General features: G+C 48.8%; 18 protein-coding genes. 11 read left to right on the plus strand and 7 right to left on the minus strand.

Translation table 11 applies throughout. The features are described from left to right. Window positions 1-28 precede the first annotated feature (28 nt). The 5 genes from MKX50_RS12075 (at window position 29) to MKX50_RS12095 (ending at window position 5,026) form a co-directional block, all read left to right on the plus strand. On the plus strand, window positions 29-1,099 hold the full coding sequence (locus MKX50_RS12075) for an LLM class flavin-dependent oxidoreductase (protein WP_213588439.1): 1,071 nt from the start codon (window positions 29-31) through the stop codon (window positions 1,097-1,099). Between the two features lie 323 nt (window positions 1,100-1,422). After that, window positions 1,423-2,208 (plus strand): DeoR/GlpR family DNA-binding transcription regulator, encoded by a 786-nt coding sequence (locus MKX50_RS12080; RefSeq protein WP_213588438.1) that lies wholly within the window; start codon window positions 1,423-1,425, stop codon window positions 2,206-2,208. Beyond that, on the plus strand, window positions 2,205-3,143 hold the full coding sequence (pfkB, locus tag MKX50_RS12085; RefSeq protein WP_339159786.1) for a 1-phosphofructokinase: 939 nt from the start codon (window positions 2,205-2,207) through the stop codon (window positions 3,141-3,143). Before MKX50_RS12080 ends, pfkB begins: the two co-directional genes overlap by 4 nt. Before the next feature lie 40 nt (window positions 3,144-3,183). Continuing rightward, complete coding sequence (locus MKX50_RS12090; RefSeq protein WP_213588436.1) at window positions 3,184-4,560, plus strand: fructose-specific PTS transporter subunit EIIC; 1,377 nt, start codon at window positions 3,184-3,186, stop codon at window positions 4,558-4,560. A 4-nt stretch (window positions 4,561-4,564) separates the two neighbouring features. Then, complete coding sequence (locus MKX50_RS12095) at window positions 4,565-5,026, plus strand: fructose PTS transporter subunit IIA (protein WP_339159788.1); 462 nt, start codon at window positions 4,565-4,567, stop codon at window positions 5,024-5,026. Between the two features lie 208 nt (window positions 5,027-5,234). Here the strand turns inward: MKX50_RS12095 and MKX50_RS12100 are convergent, their stop codons facing one another. Together MKX50_RS12100 and MKX50_RS12105 are read right to left on the minus strand one after the other, a co-directional pair. After that, on the minus strand, window positions 5,235-5,399 hold the full coding sequence (locus MKX50_RS12100; RefSeq protein WP_339159789.1) for a GNAT family N-acetyltransferase: 165 nt from the start codon (window positions 5,397-5,399) through the stop codon (window positions 5,235-5,237). Window positions 5,400-5,550: 151 nt separating this feature from the next. Next, the gene (locus tag MKX50_RS12105; protein WP_213588434.1) at window positions 5,551-7,026 is read right to left on the minus strand and encodes a DHA2 family efflux MFS transporter permease subunit; all 1,476 of its coding nucleotides are present in this window, start codon (window positions 7,024-7,026) and stop codon (window positions 5,551-5,553) included. 287 nt (window positions 7,027-7,313) lie between these two features. Here MKX50_RS12105 and MKX50_RS12110 point away from each other — a divergent pair, with 287 nt between their 5' ends. After that, window positions 7,314-8,084, plus strand: a complete 771-nt coding sequence (locus tag MKX50_RS12110) for an ABC transporter ATP-binding protein (protein WP_339159792.1) — start codon at window positions 7,314-7,316, stop codon at window positions 8,082-8,084. Between the two features lie 4 nt (window positions 8,085-8,088). Beyond that, complete coding sequence (locus tag MKX50_RS12115) at window positions 8,089-9,552, plus strand: hypothetical protein (RefSeq protein WP_339159794.1); 1,464 nt, start codon at window positions 8,089-8,091, stop codon at window positions 9,550-9,552. A gap of 113 nt (window positions 9,553-9,665) precedes the next feature. On the opposite strand, the gene MKX50_RS12120 is transcribed toward MKX50_RS12115, so the two are convergent. The 4 genes from MKX50_RS12120 to MKX50_RS12135 form a co-directional block, all read right to left on the minus strand. Then, on the minus strand, window positions 9,666-10,820 hold the full coding sequence (locus MKX50_RS12120) for a mannitol-1-phosphate 5-dehydrogenase (protein WP_339159795.1): 1,155 nt from the start codon (window positions 10,818-10,820) through the stop codon (window positions 9,666-9,668). Then, window positions 10,817-11,254, minus strand: a complete 438-nt coding sequence (locus tag MKX50_RS12125; RefSeq protein ID WP_213588431.1) for a PTS sugar transporter subunit IIA — start codon at window positions 11,252-11,254, stop codon at window positions 10,817-10,819. The genes MKX50_RS12120 and MKX50_RS12125 overlap by 4 nt, the downstream gene beginning before the upstream one ends. Window positions 11,255-11,257: 3 nt before the next feature. Further along, window positions 11,258-13,330, minus strand: a complete 2,073-nt coding sequence (locus tag MKX50_RS12130) for a PRD domain-containing protein (RefSeq protein WP_339159797.1) — start codon at window positions 13,328-13,330, stop codon at window positions 11,258-11,260. 75 nt (window positions 13,331-13,405) lie between these two features. Continuing rightward, on the minus strand, window positions 13,406-14,833 hold the full coding sequence (locus MKX50_RS12135) for a PTS mannitol transporter subunit IICBA (RefSeq protein WP_213588429.1): 1,428 nt from the start codon (window positions 14,831-14,833) through the stop codon (window positions 13,406-13,408). A gap of 266 nt (window positions 14,834-15,099) precedes the next feature. On the opposite strand from MKX50_RS12135, the gene mgtE reads away from it, so the two are divergent. After that, window positions 15,100-16,434 (plus strand): magnesium transporter, encoded by a 1,335-nt coding sequence (gene mgtE, locus MKX50_RS12140; protein ID WP_213588428.1) that lies wholly within the window; start codon window positions 15,100-15,102, stop codon window positions 16,432-16,434. Window positions 16,435-16,453: 19 nt separating this feature from the next. Here the strand turns inward: mgtE and MKX50_RS12145 are convergent, their stop codons facing one another. Beyond that, on the minus strand, window positions 16,454-17,161 hold the full coding sequence (locus MKX50_RS12145) for a DNA alkylation repair protein (protein ID WP_339159799.1): 708 nt from the start codon (window positions 17,159-17,161) through the stop codon (window positions 16,454-16,456). Window positions 17,162-17,564: 403 nt separating this feature from the next. Here MKX50_RS12145 and MKX50_RS12150 point away from each other — a divergent pair, with 403 nt between their 5' ends. From MKX50_RS12150 to MKX50_RS12160, 3 genes are all read left to right on the plus strand, one after another. Continuing rightward, a complete protein-coding gene (locus MKX50_RS12150; protein WP_339159801.1) occupies window positions 17,565-18,479 on the plus strand; it encodes a dihydrodipicolinate synthase family protein in 915 nt (304 codons plus the stop codon). A gap of 55 nt (window positions 18,480-18,534) precedes the next feature. Further along, entirely contained in the window at window positions 18,535-19,944 is a 1,410-nt protein-coding gene (locus MKX50_RS12155; protein ID WP_339159802.1) for a sugar ABC transporter substrate-binding protein, read from the plus strand. 91 nt (window positions 19,945-20,035) lie between these two features. Further along, window positions 20,036-20,914, plus strand: a complete 879-nt coding sequence (locus MKX50_RS12160) for a sugar ABC transporter permease (RefSeq protein ID WP_213588424.1) — start codon at window positions 20,036-20,038, stop codon at window positions 20,912-20,914. Window positions 20,915-20,927: the final 13 nt, after the last annotated feature.

Genomic DNA, 20,927 nt, shown 5'->3' on the forward strand with positions numbered 1-20,927 from the left:
TCCTAAAAAGCTTTATAGGAGGAGTGTCATGAAAGAGGGAGAACAGTCTATAAATTCAGGTATCGAAATTGGACTTTATACGCTTGCAGATATAGGTCCCGATCCCCTTACTGGAACAAGTGTTAGTGCACGGCAAAGGATTATGGATATCATCGCAGCGGCAAAACTTGCGGATGAGGCGGGATTTGACGTTTTTGGAGTGGGTGAACATCATCGGCTGGACTATGCCGTGTCTGCGCCCCCTGTTATTTTGGCGGCCATTGCACAAGTCACTAAGCGAATCAAGCTGACAAGCACGACCACAGTGCTTAGTACGGTAGACCCTGTTCGTCTGTTTGAGGACTTCGCGACGTTAGATCTAGTTTCGGACGGCCGGGCAGAGATTATTGCTGGTCGAGGGGCGTTTGTGGAATCTTTCCCTCTATTCGGTTATGACACAAGCGATTATGACGAACTGTTTTCAGAACATCTGGAATTATTTTTAAAACTTAACAAGCATGAAAATATAACTTGGAGCGGTCGATTTCGTCCCCCTCTAAGGAATGCCGAAATTTCCCCTCGGCCTGTACAGAAGCAGCTGCCCATCTGGGTTGGTGTCGGGGGGACGCTGGATAGCGCAGCTCGCGCAGGCCGGTTAGGCGTTCCCATGGCTATAGCGATGCTTGGCGGTGATCCGAAACGATTTATGCCGCTGGTCGCAGCATACCATAGCGCGGGGATAGAGGCTGGGCATAATTTTGAAGCCCTTAAGTTAGGTGTGACGGGTCATGGGTACGTCTCGAAGACTACCCAGCAAGCCAAGGATGAATTTTATCCTTATTACTCGAATTACTGGTCGTATGTAAACCGGCAGCGAGGAATGGCGTTTAGAATGACGCGGGCTGATTATGAACAGATGACAGGTCCGAATACGGCCCTGTTTGTGGGCAGTCCACAGCAGATTGCAGAGAAAATCCTTCGTCAGTACGAGCTGTTTGGACATCAGCGTTTCATTGCCCAGATTGACATCGGCGGCTTACCGTTTCATAAAGTTGCTTCAGGCATTGAGCTCATCGCTACAGAAATAATTCCTGTTGTCCGCAAAGCAACGAGTAAATAATCGGTTTACGGTAGTTTTCGAAGAACAATCATAAGAACGGGAAATATGCAATTCGGCTCTGCCTCCTTGTTAGCCTCTATATTGGCTGACAAGGGGCCTTTTTTGTATAACAAGGTATTTCGAACAACGTATGCTCATATTTGATGATTTATGATTACATATACTCGATTTTGTGCCAATAACCTAGTTGAAAACGCTTTACAAAACCAATATGATCACATATAATCATAAACAACGACAAACGATCACGTATGAGCGTAATCTTCTAAGTTTATGATATATATTATAAAGATAGAAACCGTACTAGAAATGAGGTTAGAACAATGACAACCCTTTTTGAAGAAGAACGCAAACGAGAAATTGCACAATATGTACAAAGCCGTGGCCGGGCATTGGTTCCGGAGCTGGCTGTACAGTTCAACGTATCCGAATCGACCGTACGCCGGGATTTAAGAGACTTGGAAGAAGCGAGACAGCTGCGCAGAACGCATGGTGGCGCGGTGGCCATTGAGCAGGATAGCGTGGAACCGACCTTCATCGAGAAAGAAGACCGCTACCGGTCACAAAAGGAAGAGATCGCCCGCAGCGCATTAGCCTTCATCGAGGAGGGGGATACGATCTTTCTCGATTCGGGTACGACAACGTATTATTTAGCTCAGCATCTGAAAGACTTCCAGGAGCTGACCGTGGTTACGAACTCGAATATGGTCGCAGAGGTGCTAAAGCAGGCGAAGCATATTCAGATCCTGCTTACCGGAGGTACGCTGCGTCATGAAACCCAAGCGATGGTCGGTCCGCTAGCGAATCGTTCCATTGGAGCCATTCGCGTAAATAAATTGTTTCTGGCGATGAATGGCGTAGATACGGACGCCGGCCTGACCACGCCGAATTTGACTGAAGCGGAAACGAAGCGCTGCATGATTCAGGCGGCCAAGCAAATTATTTTAGTGGCTGACCATAGCAAATTCGGTCAAATTTCATTTGCGAAGGTTGCAGATTTAGCGGAAATTCATCACTGTATCGTCGATGAAGCGGTATCAGAGCAGGCAATCGGCGAGATGGAAGCGGAAGGGATCAAAGTCACGATAGCGGGGAGAACATCAAGATGAAGACAATTCATACGGTAACTTTAAATCCGGCAGTAGATAAGACTGTAACAGTGGAACACTTCGCGCCGGGCGAATTGAATCGGATCAAGACGATGCGCACGGATGCCGGGGGCAAGGGCATCAATGTCGCCAAAGTTTTACATAGTTTCTCGGTTCCTGTCATCGCATGGGGGATCCAGGGAGGGCATCAAGGAAAAATCATCTTAGATAAGCTGAGTGAACAGGGAATTCCGTCTCGGTTCATCGAGGCTGAAGGAGAAACTCGCACGAATCTGAAGGTCGTCGATGAACATACAAAGCAAACGACCGAACTTAATGAAGCAGGCTGCATACCTAGCCAAGAGCTTTTGGAACAGTTCCTTGCCTGTTATGAAGCCGGACTGGACGATGCGGCTATCGTCGTCCTCGGAGGAAGCTTGCCTCCGGGAACGCCTGCAGATTACTATCGTCGTCTGATCGAAATTGCAAATCGCAAGGGGGTGCGAACGATTTTGGATGCTGACGGAGAGGCTCTGGCCCGCGGAATCGAAGCCGTGCCTTTTGCCCTGAAGCCCAACATTTATGAGTTAGAGACGCTATTGGGTACGAAATTCACGAGCGAGGAACAAATTGTATCAGCAGCAAGAGGTTTGGTTAGCAAAGGCATGTCTTATATCTTGGTATCCATGGGAGGCGAGGGTTCGATTCTGGTAACGAAAGAGGAAGCGTACCGCGCAAGGCCATTCCCGATTACACCGCTTAGCACGGTTGGGGCGGGGGATTCGATGGTCGCTGCGATGGCATACTGTCTGCTTGCCTGCAAGACAACCGCGGAGATGGCACGTTGGACCTCAGCGGCGGGTACGGTCACCGCATCCAAATCAGGAACCGATGTCTGTACGATGGAGCAAGTAGAGGAATCGCTTAACCGGATCGAGATCGAACCGATGATTTAACCGGGCGGGAAGTTCATCATGATGAGGAGGAGAATGAACAATGCGTAAAATCATAGCTGTAACGGCATGTCCCACGGGAGTAGCTCATACGTATATGGCCGCGGAGTCGCTCATCAAGGCGGCGAAGGCGAAGAACATCGAGCTCAAGGTGGAGACGCGCGGTGCAATTGGAGTCGAGAACGAACTGACAGAGCAGGATATTGCCGAGGCCCATGCGGTGATTCTCGCTGCGGATACCGATGTCCTTGAATCCCGGTTTGCGGGTAAGCCTGTGGTGAAGGTGGGCGTGGCCCAAGCGTTGAAAGACCCTGCCGGCTTGCTCGACCAGGCCTTGGCGATGAAGGCGGCATCTGCTGATGATTACTTGAAGCAGATCAATCAAGCGAAATCTGATCGCGGTGCTTCGCGTAAAGGGCCATACAAACATCTGATGACAGGGGTATCGGCGATGCTTCCGCTCGTCGTTGCTGGCGGATTGTTGATAGCGATTTCATTTATCTTTGGTATTGAAGCATTTAATGAGAAGGGGACACTGGCCGCAGCGCTTATGGATATTGGCGGAGGAGCAGCCTTCGCTCTGATGGTGCCCATCCTTGCGGGCTTCATCGCTTTCTCGATCGCCGAGAAGCCGGGACTGGCCCCAGGCCTGGTCGGTGGGATGCTGGCCTCGCAAATCGGCGCGGGATTCATCGGCGGGATTGCTGCCGGCTTTCTGGCAGGTTACTTGGCCAAGTGGCTTAAAGATTGGATCAAGCTGCCACGCAACCTGGAAGGCCTTAAGCCGATCCTGATTATTCCGCTACTGGCAACAGGCATTACCGGATTGCTCATGATCTACGTCATCGGAGAGCCGGTCAAGTTCACGATGGACGGATTGACGAACTGGCTAAATACGATCGGCTCTACCAATGCGGTGCTGCTCGGGCTGCTGCTCGGTGCTATGATGGCTTTCGATATGGGCGGTCCGGTGAATAAAGCTGCTTACACCTTTGCGGTTGGCCTTTTGGCCAGCAGCGTCTATGGTCCGATGGCCGCGGTGATGGCCGCGGGAATGACCCCGCCGCTCGGATTGTGGCTGGCTACGATCATCGCGCCGAAGAAATTTACGCTTGATGAGAGAAATGCGGGCAAGTCAGCCGCCGTACTGGGCATTTCATTCATTACCGAGGGTGCGATTCCGTTTGCAGCTGGCGATCCATTCCGCGTAATTCCTTCCATTATGGCAGGTTCGGCGGTAACCGGAGCCTTGTCCATGCTGTTTGGAGCTACGCTGCAAGCGCCCCATGGCGGAATCTTCGTCTTGGCGATTCCTAATGCCGTAACGCAAGTAGGTCTGTATGCACTGGCGATTGCGATCGGAACCGTCGTAACTGCCTTAATACTATCCGTTTTGAAGAAACCTGTAATTAACAACTAGGTGGGTGAACAACTTGAAAATTATTGAACTCCTGAATGAACATGCTATTTTGATGCCATTGAATGCAGCAAGCAGGGAGGAATGCATTCACGCGATGATCGACGCCCTAGAACAATCCGGAGCGGTTGCCGATAAATCCGCTTATTTAGAAGCGGTAATGAACCGTGAGGAAATGAGCTCTACGGGAATCGGTTTTAAGGTAGCCATTCCCCATGGCAAGTCGTCCGGCGTGAAAGAACCGGCGCTAGCCTTCGCTAAGCTCGCGAATCCGCTGGATTGGAGCTCAATCGACGGTCAGCCCGTCTCGATTGTTTTCATGATTGCGGTACCGGAGGAAGCGAAAGGGAACGAGCATTTGCAAATTCTTGTCGCGCTGTCCCGGAAACTGATGGACGATGATTTCAGAAGCCAGCTTTTGTCCGTTTCCGACCGTGGGCAGCTGCTCAAGTTTTTAGAAACGATTTAATCTGAAATAACTTAAATGGACTGCCGTCACCTGCCGGCAGTCCATTTAATTTGCTAATTGATTTGAAGTAGACGAACTATTTCACCGTCTATTACATCCACACTAACTTTAATAAATCCTAAAGATTCATACAACATTCCCGCAATTTGATTATCTGGGCTATGTCCAATCATTATTCTTGTACAATTTGAAACACTCATAAACTGAATCAAGGCTCCATGGCTGCTTTTCCATAACCTTTGCCTTGATGCTTGTCGTCAATCATTATAGCAGGAATCCAATAGTTATCATCCCAATAGTTATCATCCATGTCTGGATTCAGACAAAATACGAGAAATCCGACTAGAATCTCTTCTGAGTAAATAGCACGCAATTCAAAATCATCAACATAAGATTCTGCAATCCAATAAACTGCATATATCCTTCTTTATTATGGGAATTAAATTTTTTAAAAAAGTCTACCAAAAAGGACGATTCCGGCCCCAAGAGCAGAGGGAATCGTCCTTTTTTTATTTAGAGCCTTTTTAAGATGGGCTGTTGCTGGCTGCGAACTGCTCCTTAGGAGCTTTCGTCCGCTTCGTGAATAGCGATAGTACTAAAGCGATAACCGCGAATACCAAGCCGATTACAAAAGCTCTATGAATGCCAGACAGCAAACCCTCCGCGATTTGCGCAGGTGTTGGCTCCGCCGTTAACGACATGAAATAAGATTGCTGTCCTGACGTCATAATACTGATGAATAACGCCACGCCGATGGCTCCGGCAATTTGCTGCAAAGTGTTCAATACTGCTGTCCCGTGCGGATACATCCGCTGCGGCAGCTGGTTCAGCCCATTGGTTTGCATCGGCATCATAATCATCGCGATGGCGACCATCAGCAGAACATGCAGCAGGACCAGAATCGTTGTAGTTGTCTGCAAATCGATTCGCGTAAACAGCCACATGATGATGACCAGCAGCGTGCTGCCTGGAATAACAAGCGCACGCGGGCCGAACTTATCGAACAGCTTGCCGGTAACCGGTGAAATCAGTCCATTGAGTAATCCTCCGGGAAGGAGGACCAGCCCGGCCGCGAAGGTCGTCATCAGGAACACCCCTTGCATCAGGAAGGGGAGCAGCAGCATCGTCGAGAACATCGTCATCATTGCGATGATGAGCATGATCGTCGTGAGCGTAAACATCGAGAATTTAAAAACGCGGAAATCGAGCATAGGTTCCTTCGACCTTAGCTGCCGGATGACAAATAGAAGCAATGACACGCCGCCTACGATTAACGGGACGTATACTTCCGTGCTGGCCCAGGTCGTATCCGCTTTACCCGCACTGCTGAAGCCGAATACGATGCCGCCGAACCCGAGCGTCGACAGCAGAATCGACAGTACGTCGACTCTTGGCTTGGTAACGGTGGTGACATTTTTCAAGAAAATGAACGAGACTACGATCGAGCCGATTGCAAAAGGAAGCACCAGGAAGAACAGCCAGCGCCAGTCGGCAAACTGCAGAATCAAGCCCGAAAGAGTGGGGCCGATCGCTGGAGCAAACATGATCACGAGTCCGATCGTGCCCATAGCTGCCCCGCGCGTCTCCGGCGGATACAGAACGAGAATCGTGTTCATCATGACGGGCAGCATCAAGCCTGCTCCGCTTGCTTGAAGTAAACGACCGATCAACAGGATTTCAAAATTCGGGGCGATTCCGCAGAGAAACGTCCCCACCGTAAACAGCACCATAGCGCCCAGGAACATCTGCCGCGTTGTAAACCATTGAACAAGCAGCGCTGATACAGGAATGAGCACGCCGACGACCAGCATATAGCCCGTAGCGAGCCATTGCAGCGTAGAAGCAGAAACTTCCAGTGCCACTTCAAGCTTCGGCAGAGCGATATTGAGCAGCGTTTCATTCAGAATGGAGAAGAAGGCCCCGATTATGAGCGAGATCAATATCGGCAGCTTCTTGATGTTTTGTAAATCTTGTTGCTGTGTAGTAGAAGTAGAATTCAAGTCTCATCCCTATCCTTATTTTTTATTTTGATCAGTGTTTATTGTAACAGATTAATGTAAAATTTTATCGATTTAAATTGTAATTTTTAATTATAATCAATTTTTCATCAACGGAGCATTTTGCACAGGCTGGTCAGTTATCAGTATAAAAGTAAAGTCAGATAAGATGCAGTAGATAAATAATATTACAAATTTAACATACGATTCTAATTACTGTATAATAAACTGGCTTTACATTGTTCATTGATACTCAATTCCAGTCATGATGAAAGGAATGTGAATGCTAGATGAACGAAATGCTCCATATGATTGAGCTGAAAGGCCTTACCCGATTTTATGATAAGCATCTTGCTGTAGACAATCTATCGATCTCTGTTCCCCAGGGAGAAATCTTTGCTTTCCTTGGAAGTAATGGAGCCGGGAAAACAACAACGATGAAAATGATGACAGGCCAGCTAAAGCCATCCTCAGGCAGCATTTTGATTAAGGGGATTGACATGTGGAAGGATAAGAGCATTCGGAAAATTACAGGCTATGTACCTGATGTCCCCCTCCTGCATGAAGGCTTAACAGGCCGGGAGATGCTGCGATTTGTCGGTGGCTTGTACGGACTTGGCAGGGAAGAGATCCATCATAGGACGGAGGAGTTGCTGACTCAGTTCGGCTTGCTGGAGAGTGCGGATAAGTTAATCAAGGCTTATTCCTTAGGGATGAAAAGGAAAACCGCTATTGCGTGCGGACTCATTCACAACCCAGAGGTTCTATTCCTGGATGAAGTAACCAATGGTCTAGATCCTTTGGCCGCTCGAGAGGTCAAGGATCAAATCTATCGATCAGCGAAGAAGAATGGCGTCACCGTGTTTCTTACGACGCATATTCTTGATGTGGTAGAGGAGATGGCTGACACGATTGCTATTCTGGACGCCGGGAAGATTCAGGCCATGGGGACGATGGAGGAGCTGCGCCAAAGCCGGGGCATGGAATCGGAGAGCAAGCTGGAGGAGATCTTTCTATCTCTAATAGAAAGGGGTGAAAAACCTGTTACCCTCAACAATTAAATCGATGATCTATTACTATAATCGCCCTTTCCTGAATCAATATTTATACCACAGCCGGGCTAAATTGCTAATCTGGATTCTATTGCTAGGAATCGCGATTCCCATTTATTTTTCAGAGAAATTTGGGAATATTTTTATGGAGGCCGATTTATCTAAAAAAATTCTCTTTATTGTCGCTGAAAGTCTGCTTGTCGGCTTGCTCCGTGCTATGAACGATCTGCCTTCGCAAATGTACATGCAAAAAAATTTGATGCTGTTTCATTCGTCGGGTATCTCTAACTTCCAGCTCATTATGGGACAATGGCTATCCCGGATGCCTTTATATTTATGGGCAGCTTTAATCCTGACGATTCCGCTGACAAGCGGCCTGGGCATGGCCGATAAATTGACGACAGGGGTATTGTTGTTTGTCATTGGATTTGCAGCCGAGATGACCGTCGATCTGGTCTGCCGCTATCTGATGATTATTACCATGTATTATATTCCGGCCATCGTAAAGGGATTTGTCGGCATAGCGACGATTGGTTATTTGGCGTTGTTTGGCTTTATCATATGGGTGTTAGTTTCACTGGAGTCGGTATCCTCTGTTTTTTGGAGCCAATTTGAACAGATCATGTATCCGGTTGCTGCGGTCTGCGGTGCAGGTGTAATCGTATTGCTTCTTCTCACAGGGAAAATGGGGGAGCTGTATTATGAAGGCTGGCTTCGATTTGTAGAGAATGATAAACGGATCCAGAACAAAGATAGCGGGATTTCCCATCTGATCTCAACTCCGCAAAATGCAGTTATGATCAAGGATTGGATTTTAATTATTAAAAATAAGATTACATTAGTGAGAGTAGGCTTATGGCTGATTGGAATGATTGCGGCTATTGTTCTCACAAAAATCGGAATGTTTAATTCCTTCCTTACCGGGCAGAACACCCCTGCTTATGTATTTGGATTTGTCGTTCTCTATACCATGCTGGCGTTTGGTGAGATTGTGTCTGCGCTATATCAGCAAGAAAAGCAGAGCTATCTTCTTTATTTTATGAGCGGAACCAAGGGCAGGCATATTTTCACGGCGAAATTTATAACTTCGATTTTGCTGGTTGTAGTTCCCGTACTGATCGGGTACCCTGTGGTAGCTCTGTTCTTGCAGATCGATGGCCTAGTGATCTTACAAACGCTGGTGTGGTGCGTATCCATCACGATGGGCGCTATTTTACTGCAATTGGGGATTGCTTCCCTTGATCGAAAGGGAGGGCAGGCAGTCATGATGATCATCAAAGAGGAAGATTCCAACGGGATGCTGGAGCAGGTGCCGCAAAGTCCGATCCCTATATTGTCCAGCTTTGCTGGCCTGATTTATACGCTTATCGCTGTTGCACTATATTGGTTCAATCTGCATTATCTCTTTTCTGTGTTGCTTTTCTTGCCATGTCTCGCTATGTTTGGTTTAGGAGTGCGTGCCAGTGAATATCGATAACTTGCCGAGAAAAGAAGCCGATAGACTGTAGGCTATACAACAGCCACTGCAGTTTAAACGGCTTCTTTTTCTGATAAAGTGAAATAATTCAAAATGTCAATCGGCGTTGCTAATCAAGATCGATGTTCTTTAAGCTTCGCATATTCATCGGCAATTTGGGCATGCAGCGCGTGATCCTGCGGTAGCTCCGTGTATTTCTCAATGGCCGCATGAACCCCGTGCTCGCGCACATAGGCCTGCAGCTCGGCGGATTCCGGATCGCTGCTCTCGTCGAATAGCAGAGCCGCGGCAACCGCTTTTGTCAGATGGGGGACAGGGATCCCCAGTTCGTGAGCGAGCCGTGCCGGTCTTACGAGCCGATCGTTCGGAGAAATTTTCCGAATCGGGGAACGGCCTACGCGCGCAATCTCATCGGTTAAATAAGGATTGATGAAGCGTTCGAGAATTTGCTCGATATACTGCTTGTGAGAGGCCTCGTCGAACGAATACGTCCTTACAAGCATCGCACCCGATTCCTGCAAGGCTCCTCTAACCTCGCCGACGACTGCGGGATCTTTCATCGCTTCCTGGATGGTCTCGTAACCGCTCAGATAACCATGATAGGCAGCGATACAGTGCCCGGTATTCACGGTGAAAAGCTTGCGCTCGATATAAGGCAGCAATCGGTCTACATAATGGACGCCGGCGATTTCCTGGAATTCCCCTCGAATGGCCGACCGGTCTACCGTCCATTCGTAAAAAGGCTCGACCGTGACGAGCAGCGGGTCCTCATGCTGCTGCAGCGGTACGATCCGATCCACGGCGGCATCGGGGAAATCGATCGACCGATCGGCCTGCTCTTTTGCGGGTGCGGACAGATGGTCGTAGACATGGTTTTTAAGCTGCGTACTGCCCCCGATGGCATTTTCGCAGGCAATGACATGAAGAGGTCGGGTGCTGCGCGACAATCTCAGTTCAATGCCCTGAGCGATTGCGGCAGCGATATGCTTCAATACGGAGACGCCTACGGCAGTCGTTACGATGTCGGCCTCTGCAACAGCTTCGGCGACAAGAGCTTGATCTTTGCCGTCAATCGCGGTTACATTGTCGACGACGATTGAATCGGCTTGCTCATTGGCCAAGGTGACCGTATATTGCCGTTTGCTCTGCAGCAGGTTGACCAGCGTATCGTTTACATCGACAAAAGTCACCTCATATCCCGACTTCGAGAGCAATAAGCCGATAAAGCCTCGACCGATGTTGCCTGCGCCAAAATGTACGGCCTTCATTCGCTCAGCCCCTCTTCGAAAATCGAAATCAGCTCTTCTTCCGAAGTCGCGTTTACGATCCGTTCCATTTCATCGTCGTCCGAGACGAGGACGGCTACGTTCGTTAGAATTCCCATATGATCATCGCGGATAGCTGCAAGGCCGATGACTAGCCGTGCAGGCTCATCTCCGCCAAAATCAATACCTTCCGGGGCAGTAAGAATAGCCATCCCCGTGGATTTGATCATGGACTTGGCTTCGTTCGTGCCATGCGGCATGGCGAGTCCGCCGCCAAGATAGGTAGACAGGGAGTCCTCGCGTTCGATCATTTTCTCGATATATTCCTGCGGAGCATGGCCAGCGTCCACCAGCATTTGTCCCACCATGCGGATAGCTTCGTATTTGTCTTGAACCTTCACGTTGAGTTTCACTTTGTCTGTAGATAGAATAGCCATGGTTTAATCTCTCCAATCCAATTTTCTTATCATATATTTCTCCAGTTGCCCGGAGATGAAACCTGTGATCTCTTCCTTGCTTCCTTCCTCGAGCAGCGCAACCATGTCGGTGAGGAGCAGCATTCCGCTGATTTCGCTCAGTACTTCGAGACTTGCCTTGTCCAGCTTCATGGGACCCAGCATCAGCAGGACCTGCTTAACATCACCGGCTTCATGGTTGAGCTTAATCGGCATATCGTATCGAAACAGGGAGATGAGCGGCTGCTGTACCCATTCGCTTCGCGTGTGGATTAAGGCGATCTCCGTATCGGGCATGACCAGGCTGCCTTGCTCTTCCCGATGCAGCAGCTGGTCCACGATCTTCTCCTTGTTCAGCAATACGCTGGGCTGTTCAATCGTGGAGATCATATGCAGCAGCTGGCTCTGCAGGTCAGGCCCTCCGGAACTTCGGTTCATCCTGTGAACTCTGAAGTTCTCCAGCAGCTGCAGCACAATATCTGAGTAGATATGCAGCTGTCTCAGCCGATCGAGCGGGCCATGATCCGGGTCAGCAGCGGCAGCGGGGGAGGGCTCTTTGTTTTTTAAAGTAATGTCATGAATAAAAGCTCTTAGCTTTGTGGCCTCATCCTCCGTGAGCAGCGGGCTGATTTTAATATACCTGTCAGATGCCAGCGGCAAATTCACGGTTGAAATAATCAAATCATAATCGTCCGCTGGCAGCCGTACAGCTTCATACCAGGACAGATGGCCGATCAGCTCGATTTGCGGCAGCTCCTTGTGAATACGTACCGCCAATAGCTTCGACGAGCCGATGCCGCTCGTGCAGACGAGCACGGCCCGGACTTTCCACGGAAATTGCTTGGAGCGTTCGATGGCGGCACCGAAATGCATCACGATATAACCGATTTCCTCGTCCGGGACGTGGAGGGTTTGCACGAACTGATCGACGCCCTGCCTGACGAGAGTGAACAGTTCGTCATAATCTTTTTTGATCTGTGTCAGAATCGGGTTGCGAATGGCAATGCCGCTGGCAATCCTTTGAAAGGCAGGGTGCATATGCTGGATCAAGCCCTCGACGAGCGAGCGGTCATTCATAAAAGAAATCTGCGTCTTGATCTCGATATAGCGGATCAACTCGGTTACCGTTTCGATGAGCGACATGTCGTTATGGTTGACAAGCAATCCCAGCTCATGCTGTGCTTCGCCCCTGAGTAAGCTGCCTAGATATGCTTCCTCGGCCTGAGGGAGCTCCAATTCGAGCAGTTGGAGGAGACGGGCAAGCTGGCCGTTGTCCTTGACAGATGAAGTGCCCGGTTGGGCAGTAAGCTCCTGATCCTGACGAATGAGACAGCCGTGCTCAATTCGGGTCAGAGCCACAGATAGCCGGATCAGCAAACGAGTATAAGCCGCCTCTGACAAACGAATCGGGTATTGCTTGTTGATTTGCCAGAATGCCCGCTCTAGCTTGAAAAACTGCGCTTTGCCGACCATGCTCAGAAGCTGGTTGGTCAGCGGATGTACAACGGCATGATCGCTAGGATCATCTTGGTGTCCAAATAAATCGGAATCATCTAAGTATTTGATAGCGAGCAAACTAATCATTTGCCGCTTCGCTTGTTCCTTGCCCGTTAATTCAACCCCGTAGCCGCGTTTGCGGACGAGTGTCAGCTGCTGTTCGTTGATCTGATCCTCCAGCTGGTCCAAATCACTGCTAATCGTAGGCATGGTCACATTTAGTTCATGAGCGAGGGTGAACAGCTTCATCGGCTCATCATACTGCAGGAGCTTGCACAGGATCAGGATTTTCCGTTCCTCGGGAGAATATTCGGCAGGCACGGATAGATTCAACTCTTGTTTGAACAATTCGATCTGCTCGCTGTCCGCTTCGATTTTGATGCCGATTCCCGACTTCTTGTGAAGTGTAATGCCATGAGCCGCAAGGGCAGGTTCAATATCAATTAGCTCCCTGTGAATGGTTCGCGTACTGGTTCCAATCTCGGCAGCGATATCTGCAGCTGTAATTTCATTCTGTTGATTGAACAGCAGCTCTACAATCCGGCGTTGTCTAGTTGACATTATGATATGGCATCATCCTTCACGAGAGAAATGAGCTTAACGCCGACAGAAAATCTGTCAGCGCCAAGCTTGGGATTACTTGCTCAATCTTTCGACGAGCGCGTCATATTCAGGACTCTTCAAGAAGTTTTCGATGGATATATGCTCTGCGTTCGGATTTTTCAGACGTGCCCGGTCTGTCAGTGTTTTATGAGTAAAGATAATATCCGCATCAGCCGGGATGTCGTTAATCGCTGTATTGGTAACCGTAATCGGCAAGCCGGCAGCGTTGACCTTCTTCCGCAGGATTGATGCGCCCATTGCACTGGATCCCATACCGGCATCACAAGAGAAGACGATTTTCTTCACATCTTCTTTGGATTTAACCTCATTGCTGGCTTCAGAAGCGCTAGGCGTGCTGGTGCCTTTAGCGTCAGCTTTCATTTGTTTCATCTTAGCTTGTGCTTCTTCCAGGTCACCGCCTTCTTCTCCGCTGTCTTTCGCAGTCTTCAGCAGCAGGGAAGCGATCAAGAACGATACGACGGTTGCGACCAGGACACCTGCGAACATGGCTAGGTATCCGCCTTTTGGCGTCATCGCCATGTAGGCGATAATACTTCCTGGCGAAGGTGCAGCTACGAGACCAGCGCCCAGAATCGAGAAGGTAAACGTACCAGCCATGCCGCCGCCGATCGCCGCAAGGATCAAACGCGGATTCATCAGGATGTACGGGAAGTAGATTTCATGAATACCGCCCAAAAAGTGAATGATAACCGCACCAGGGGCAGAGTTCTTTACCATTCCTCTGCCGAATACCCAGTAAGCTAGCAGAATACCAAGACCAGGCCCCGGGTTAGACTCCAGCATAAAGATAATGGATTGTCCTGCCTTGGACACCTGCTCCAATGCCAGCGGGCCAAGAATCCCGTGGTTGATGGCATTGTTCAGGAACAATACTTTTGCAGGCTCGATCAGCAGATTAGCGAGCGGCAGCAGGCCCGTATTAATCAGAAACTCAACACCCGCAGCCAGAACGTTGCTGAACGCTTGAACGACTGGGCCAACGCCTTTAAATGCTCCTAGGGCAAGCGCACCGCCGATGATACCAGAGGAGAAGTTGTTGACCAGCATTTCGAAACCGGCAGGGATTTTACCTTCAACCGATTTGTCGAACATTTTCAAGACCCAAGCTCCAAGTGGACCCATGATCATGGCTCCGAGGAACATCGGGATATCCGCACCTACAACTACACCCATCGTTACGACGGCACCGATAACGCCACCGCGTACGCCGTGAATCATGTGTCCGCCCGTGTAACCGATAAGGAGCGGGAGCAGGTAAGTGATCATTGGTCCGACAAGCGAAGCCAGACCTTCATTCGGGATCCAGCCTGTCGGAATGAACAGGGCTGTAATCAGACCCCAGGCAATGAATGCACCGATGTTCGGCATAACCATTCCGCTTAGGAATCGGCCGAACCGCTGCACTAGAACTTTAAAGCCAGATGATTGTGCAGTATCCATATTTTTTGACCTCCACAAATTAATTTGTTGAATCTGAAGTTGATGTGTAGTTCATATATCCTATAACTATCGTAGCTGTTAGCGATTTCAGTAGCAATGAAATCAAAAGCAGGTTGCTTCATGATGGCTGTTGACATGATTTTATTGTCTGAAGAAAGCATGCGCCTTATACCTTAGTAAGAACCTGTATAAATGCTTTGCCTGCTTTCAACCGTGGTATAATGGAATATTAGGCATGAATAACAAATTCAAAGGAGTACGTTATAATGATCGATCTTAATCAAATGAGGCAGAAGATCTTGACAGCGGATCTGGACCAGATGCTTACATTTGCGGAGGCCTTCAGACCGATTGATTTGGCAGAAAGTTTGGAGAAATTAAAGGCGGAGGAGCAGCTTAGACTGATGGAGCTTCTTCCCCCGGTTGTGGCGGCGGAAATTTTGGAGTTCCTGGAACCGCTTGTACAGTATAAGATTCTGCACAATCTGGATGTGAATCTGACTTCGCAAATTCTCAATGAGCTGCCCAGTGATGTGGTAGCGGACATGATGCTGGCGATTCATCGCTATCAGGCGGACAAGCTGCTGGATTTGCTGCCGGACGATTACCGCAAGCGCCTGCAGACTTTGATGACGTTTCCGGAGGAAACGGCAGGGAGCCTGGCAACAATTGATTATATCGCCGCACCTGGCCAATGGACGATGGATACTACGCTGGAGCACATACGCAAGGTCGGGCGCGAGGCAGAAATTACGGCTTATATTTATGTAACTGGAATGAAAGGGGAGCTGTTAGGGGTCGTTTCGCTGAAAAAAATCATATTGGCTGATCCCGCTACTCTACTGCAGGAAATCGCGGATGAACCTATCTCCGTCCCAGCTACGATGGGCCAAGAGGAAACGGCTGAGCTGCTGTCGCGTTACGATTGGGTTGCGCTGCCGGTCGTGGACGCCCAGCAGCGTCTGATCGGCGTCGTTACCGTCGATGACTTGATCGACGTCATGCAGGAGGAGGCGACGGAGGATATTCAGATGCTCGGCGGAAGCCAGCCGCTTCAGGGTACTTATTTCAAGAGCTCTGTATTTCATCTTTATCGAAAAAGGATCATCTGGCTTCTGATTTTGTTTGTCGCCGAGGCGTATACCGGGACGGTGCTAAGGCATTATGAGGATACGTTGACCGAAGTCATATCGCTTGCATTCTTTATACCGCTTCTCATTGGCACCGGAGGCAATACCGGGACGCAAACCGTGTCCACGCTTGTCCGGGCGCTTGCCGTCGGTGAAGTGCACTTTAGAGATCTGTTCCGCGTAATCCGGAAGGAACTGGTCACCGGAATCATGACCGGCTCAACGATTTTTATTATCGCCTACCTTCGTGCCTGGATGCTCGGCGTTGAGATGAACGTAGGCTTAGTCGTGGGCTTAACGGCAATGATCATCGTGCTGTGGGCTTCCTTCGTGGCCGCCATCCTGCCTCTCGTTCTGCATAAGCTGAAGGCGGACCCTGCCGTGATCTCCGGGCCATTCATTACGACGCTCGTGGACGGCACCGGCTTAATCATCTATTTCACTGTGGCCAGAATTTTACTCCATCTATAGTCCTAAAGGATGGGCGTCCTTAGCAGATGCAGGTTTTTTTCTTGATGCCCAGCTTGCCGCGCTGTGCTACCTTGCGAATGTAATCGGCAGCTAACGGAACCTTGCAAGCGGTTTGGCCGACATCGACGTGAACCTTGCCGATGCTTTCAGCGACGGCAATAGCTTCATCATATAGACCAGTCACATAACTTCCTGCAATGATGACAAACATATTCATCGTATACCGGACCCGGTTCTGCTCCTCATGAATCGAGGATTCGATCAGCCGCAGCAAGGTGCGGATTTCCTCCAGGTCAAGCTGGTCATCGGGAGTAATGGACACGTAATTGGCATACGTGCTCCAGCCGCAGGTCGCGATCATTTCGTTATCGGAACGCATCCATTCCCTTGCCAGCTTCAGTGCGTAAGGGCTCTCTGCCGCTGCGCCTGCAACCGTATATTCGGCCAGCATGTACCAGTTAGCCTGTTTGACCCAGTGTTTCAGCTGGGGCAATGTCATCATTTGCGGGTTGATGGACAGTCCGGCCAAATACATGGCGTCAGAATTGCCAGTGTCATAAAGAGCCAGGGCCAATCCCTGGTCCTTAGACACTTGCTTCACCAGCTTCTTCAGATCTCCGACCTTGACGCCGAAGAGGGGCTCTTTAGCTCCATGGCGCATAAAGGTTTTCTTCGTTTGCTCAGTGCCCAGTTCCTCGAGCTTCGTCATCACTTCTGCTAGTGTCATTAGGCTTACTCTCCTTAGAATGAATTGATCATATGGTAACACAATAATCTGTAGAAGAGGATGAAGACAGGAAAGGAAATTCAATATCCTATCACCGGAAGAAATTTTCAACAATTATATTTCGGAGAAAATAATTTACAAAATCGAAAATTCATGATAAGTTGAATATAGAAGGAGCCAAAATTAAATACTAACAACCCAATGTTATGTAAGGGCTTCCAGATTCATGTCGCATTCGTATCATCGAACGGGGGAGGTCATCGGATTTAACACGAACACCTTGTCATGATTTCTGGCGGAAATATTTTTCATATACTAGATATAAGTGAAAATAATTTACGAACACAGGGCTCATGACCATTCGAGAACAAAGGCAATGCAGACAACCAAGGAGGAAAGAAAAATGGCTTCATTAGAAAAGTTTCACGGCATCCTACCGGCCTTCTATGCATGCTATGACGAAGAAGGCAACATTTCGGAAGCGCGGACGAAGGATCTGTGCGATTACTTGTTAGGCAAAGGAGTGCAAGGCGTCTACGTTGGCGGAAGCTCTGGGGAGTGCATCTATCACAATCTCGATGAACGCAAAGCCGTGCTAACGTATGTGGCGAACCAGTTGAGAGGCAAAATGACCTTGATTGCCCATGTGGGCGCTCCGTCGACGAGAGACAGCATCGAATTAGCGAAGCATGCGGCGGAACTGGGTTATGATGCGCTATCGGCTATCCCGCCAATTTACTTCAAGCTTCCTGACCGTGCCGTTTTTAAATATTGGAGCGACATTATTGAGGCAACGGATCTTCCTTTCATTATTTATAACATTCCGCAAACGACGGGATATACGCTTAGTCCGGCATTGTTCGCCAAAATGCTGGAGAATAAAAAAGTCATTGGCGTTAAAAATTCTTCGATGCCGACCATGGACATTGAGCGATTCAAAAAAGTCGGCGGTGATGACGTGATCGTATTCAACGGCCCTGATGAGCAGTTCGTATCCGGAAGAATCATGGGAGCCGACGCTGGAATCGGCGGAACGTACGCCTCCATGCCAGAGCTGTTCCTGCAAGCGAATGAATGGGTAAAGGCCGGCAAATTTGCCGAAGCGACAGCGATTCAGAGCGACATTAACGACATTATTATCGCCCTATGTTCTCAGGATGGCTCCATGTATGCCGTTATCAAGGAAGTGCTGAGAAGAAGAGGCGTGGATATCGGTGGAGTAAGAGCCCCAATGCATAACATCAGCGAAGAAGATTTGGCCCGAGTTGATGGGATCGTTCAGATGATCGATCAGGCGGTTGAACGCCACTGCAAGTAATCCAAAATCTTAATCTATTCACGATGGATCTTTATTTACTTAAGGAGGCTTACACATGTTTAAAAAGCGTCTGTTAATGACAACGGTTGCACTTATGGTTATTGTTTCGATGATTGCGGGATGCTCTGGAAACAATAAAGCCGGCAGCGATGCGGCATCCAACGCAGGCAAGGGCGGCAAGGAAAAAGTCGAAATTACGGCATGGCTGACGCCGCAATGGAAGGGCGTCCTGGATGCCTCGGAGCAAGGCGCCGACTATGACAGCTTCTTGAAGTATGCGGCTAAGAAATTCTCAGAACAATACGATAAATACGATGCCAGCGTTAAAGTGGAAGTGATTGCGGGAGATCAGCGCGACCAGCTTCTTAATGTTAACCTCAGCAGCAACACGCCACCGGATGTGTTTTTTGAAAGCGTCTTCCCGATGGGCGACTATGTACACCGCGGCGCGCTTGTACCGCTAACGGACATCGTTGATGATGCGGCTAAAAAGGACATCGACCAAAGCTTCTGGGATGCGGTGACGTTCGGAGATGATGTATATTTCTATCCGTTCCAGCATAATCCTGGCACGCTTGTCTACAATGCCGATATGTTCAGAGCAGCCGGCTTAGAGAAATTTGTCGGCGACGAAAACGAGATTAAAACCTGGACCATGGACGAGTATCAACAAATCCTGGACGGACTGAAGAATAACCTGCCTAAAGACAAATATGCGAATGCTTATCCAATGGCACTGTATGCCGTGAATAACCAAGGCGATACTTGGAATCTGGCTTACCTGAGAATGTTCGGCAACAAGTTCTTCAGCAGCGAAGGCAACATTGTGCTGGATGATGCAAACGGTGCTAAGGCTGCAGCTTGGCTCAAAAAGCTGTATGATGGCGGCTACACCAATCCAGGTGCTGAGTCCGTATCCTCCAACGATGCAAACGCCATGTTCCAGAATCAGCAGCTCGGCATTAGTTTTACCAATCCGGTTCTCTTCAGCAACATGAAGACGAATATGGAGAATGGCACTTCGCCGAAATTTGACGTACGCTTGGCCAATATTCCGTCTGAAAGCGGAGATCCGCTGTCCTTTACGTACGTTGTTGGTGCCAGCGTGTTCCAATCTGGCAATGCGAAAAAAGTAGAGGTGGCCAAGGATTTCGTTAAATTCTTCTCTACGGATCCCGAACTGGTGAAATCCTCGAAGAACGGCATCCCTGTAAGAAGCTCGGTTTCGGAGGAATTGAAAGGCGAAAATCCGCTCTTCGCGGCTTACGATGCCAACTCTAAATATTTGTTCAACTTTACGGGCAACGTTCCAGGCTACAGCCAATTGAGAGAAGTACTGTACCCAGAGCTTCAAGCGCTTTACTTGGGACAAAAAACGCCTGAGCAAATGGTGAAAGACTATCAAACGAATGGCAACAAGGTGATTGAGCAGAATAAAGCCGGCTCTGTCATCTACAATAAATAGTCTGCCGGCTGATCAACATTACACGATTAACAGCCTTGAGCATTGGAAGTTTGCTAGGCTCAAGGCTGCTAATTAGAAAGGTAAAATGGATATGAAACTACGAAGAAATATTTATGCCAAAGAGAATATGACCGGTTATTTGTTTATTTTACCTCAGATGCTGGTATTCTTGCTCTTCCTTGTATATCCGATCATTGAAGGCATCAGGCTGAGCATGTACCGGATTAACTATCAGAGCGAGACGTTTGTCGGCTTCGATAATTACCTGACCCTGTTTAGTGATCCGGTTTTCTTCAAGGCCTTATTTAACACCGTCATCTTTGTCGTATTTATCGTCATTCTTACGGTTGGTTTTGCGTTATTCGTAGCTTCGGCAATCTTTGACAAGAACGCCAGATATGTCTCCTTCATCCGGGGAAGCTATTATATTCCTGTCATGGTTTCTATGGTTGTCATGAGTATGGTTTGGAGCTTTTTGCTTAATCCGGCAAATGGATTGATTTCGTATTTTGCCCGCGATATGGGGCTAGGTACAGTGAACCTTCTCGGTAATCCCAAGACGGTTATGCCCGTCATTATTTTCGTCACCTTTGCGACCAACGTCGGCCAAGCAATCATCCTGTATATCGCAGCGATGATCGGCGTACCCAAAGATCTATTCGAAGCGGCAGAAGTGGATGGGGCCAACAGATGGCAGGTCATCCTTAAAATATTGATTCCATCCGTCAAACCGACGACCGTGTACATCACGATCATTAACATCATTGCTGTTCTGAAAATATTCGTCGTCATCCAGTTATTGACTGGCGGCGGTCCTAACAATGCCTCCGTGACTCTGATGTATTACCTGTACAACAACGCATTTAAATATAATCAGCTCGGAGTTGCTTCTGCGGTTGGGGTGATTATGTTCATCATCACGCTGCTGCTCTCAGTACCTCAATTGAAAAGCATGCTTCAGGAGAAGTGAGGGGGATAAGCTC

The sequence above is a fragment of the Paenibacillus sp. FSL W8-0186 genome (genome assembly GCF_037969765.1).
Classification (GTDB): domain Bacteria; phylum Bacillota; class Bacilli; order Paenibacillales; family Paenibacillaceae; genus Fontibacillus; species Fontibacillus woosongensis.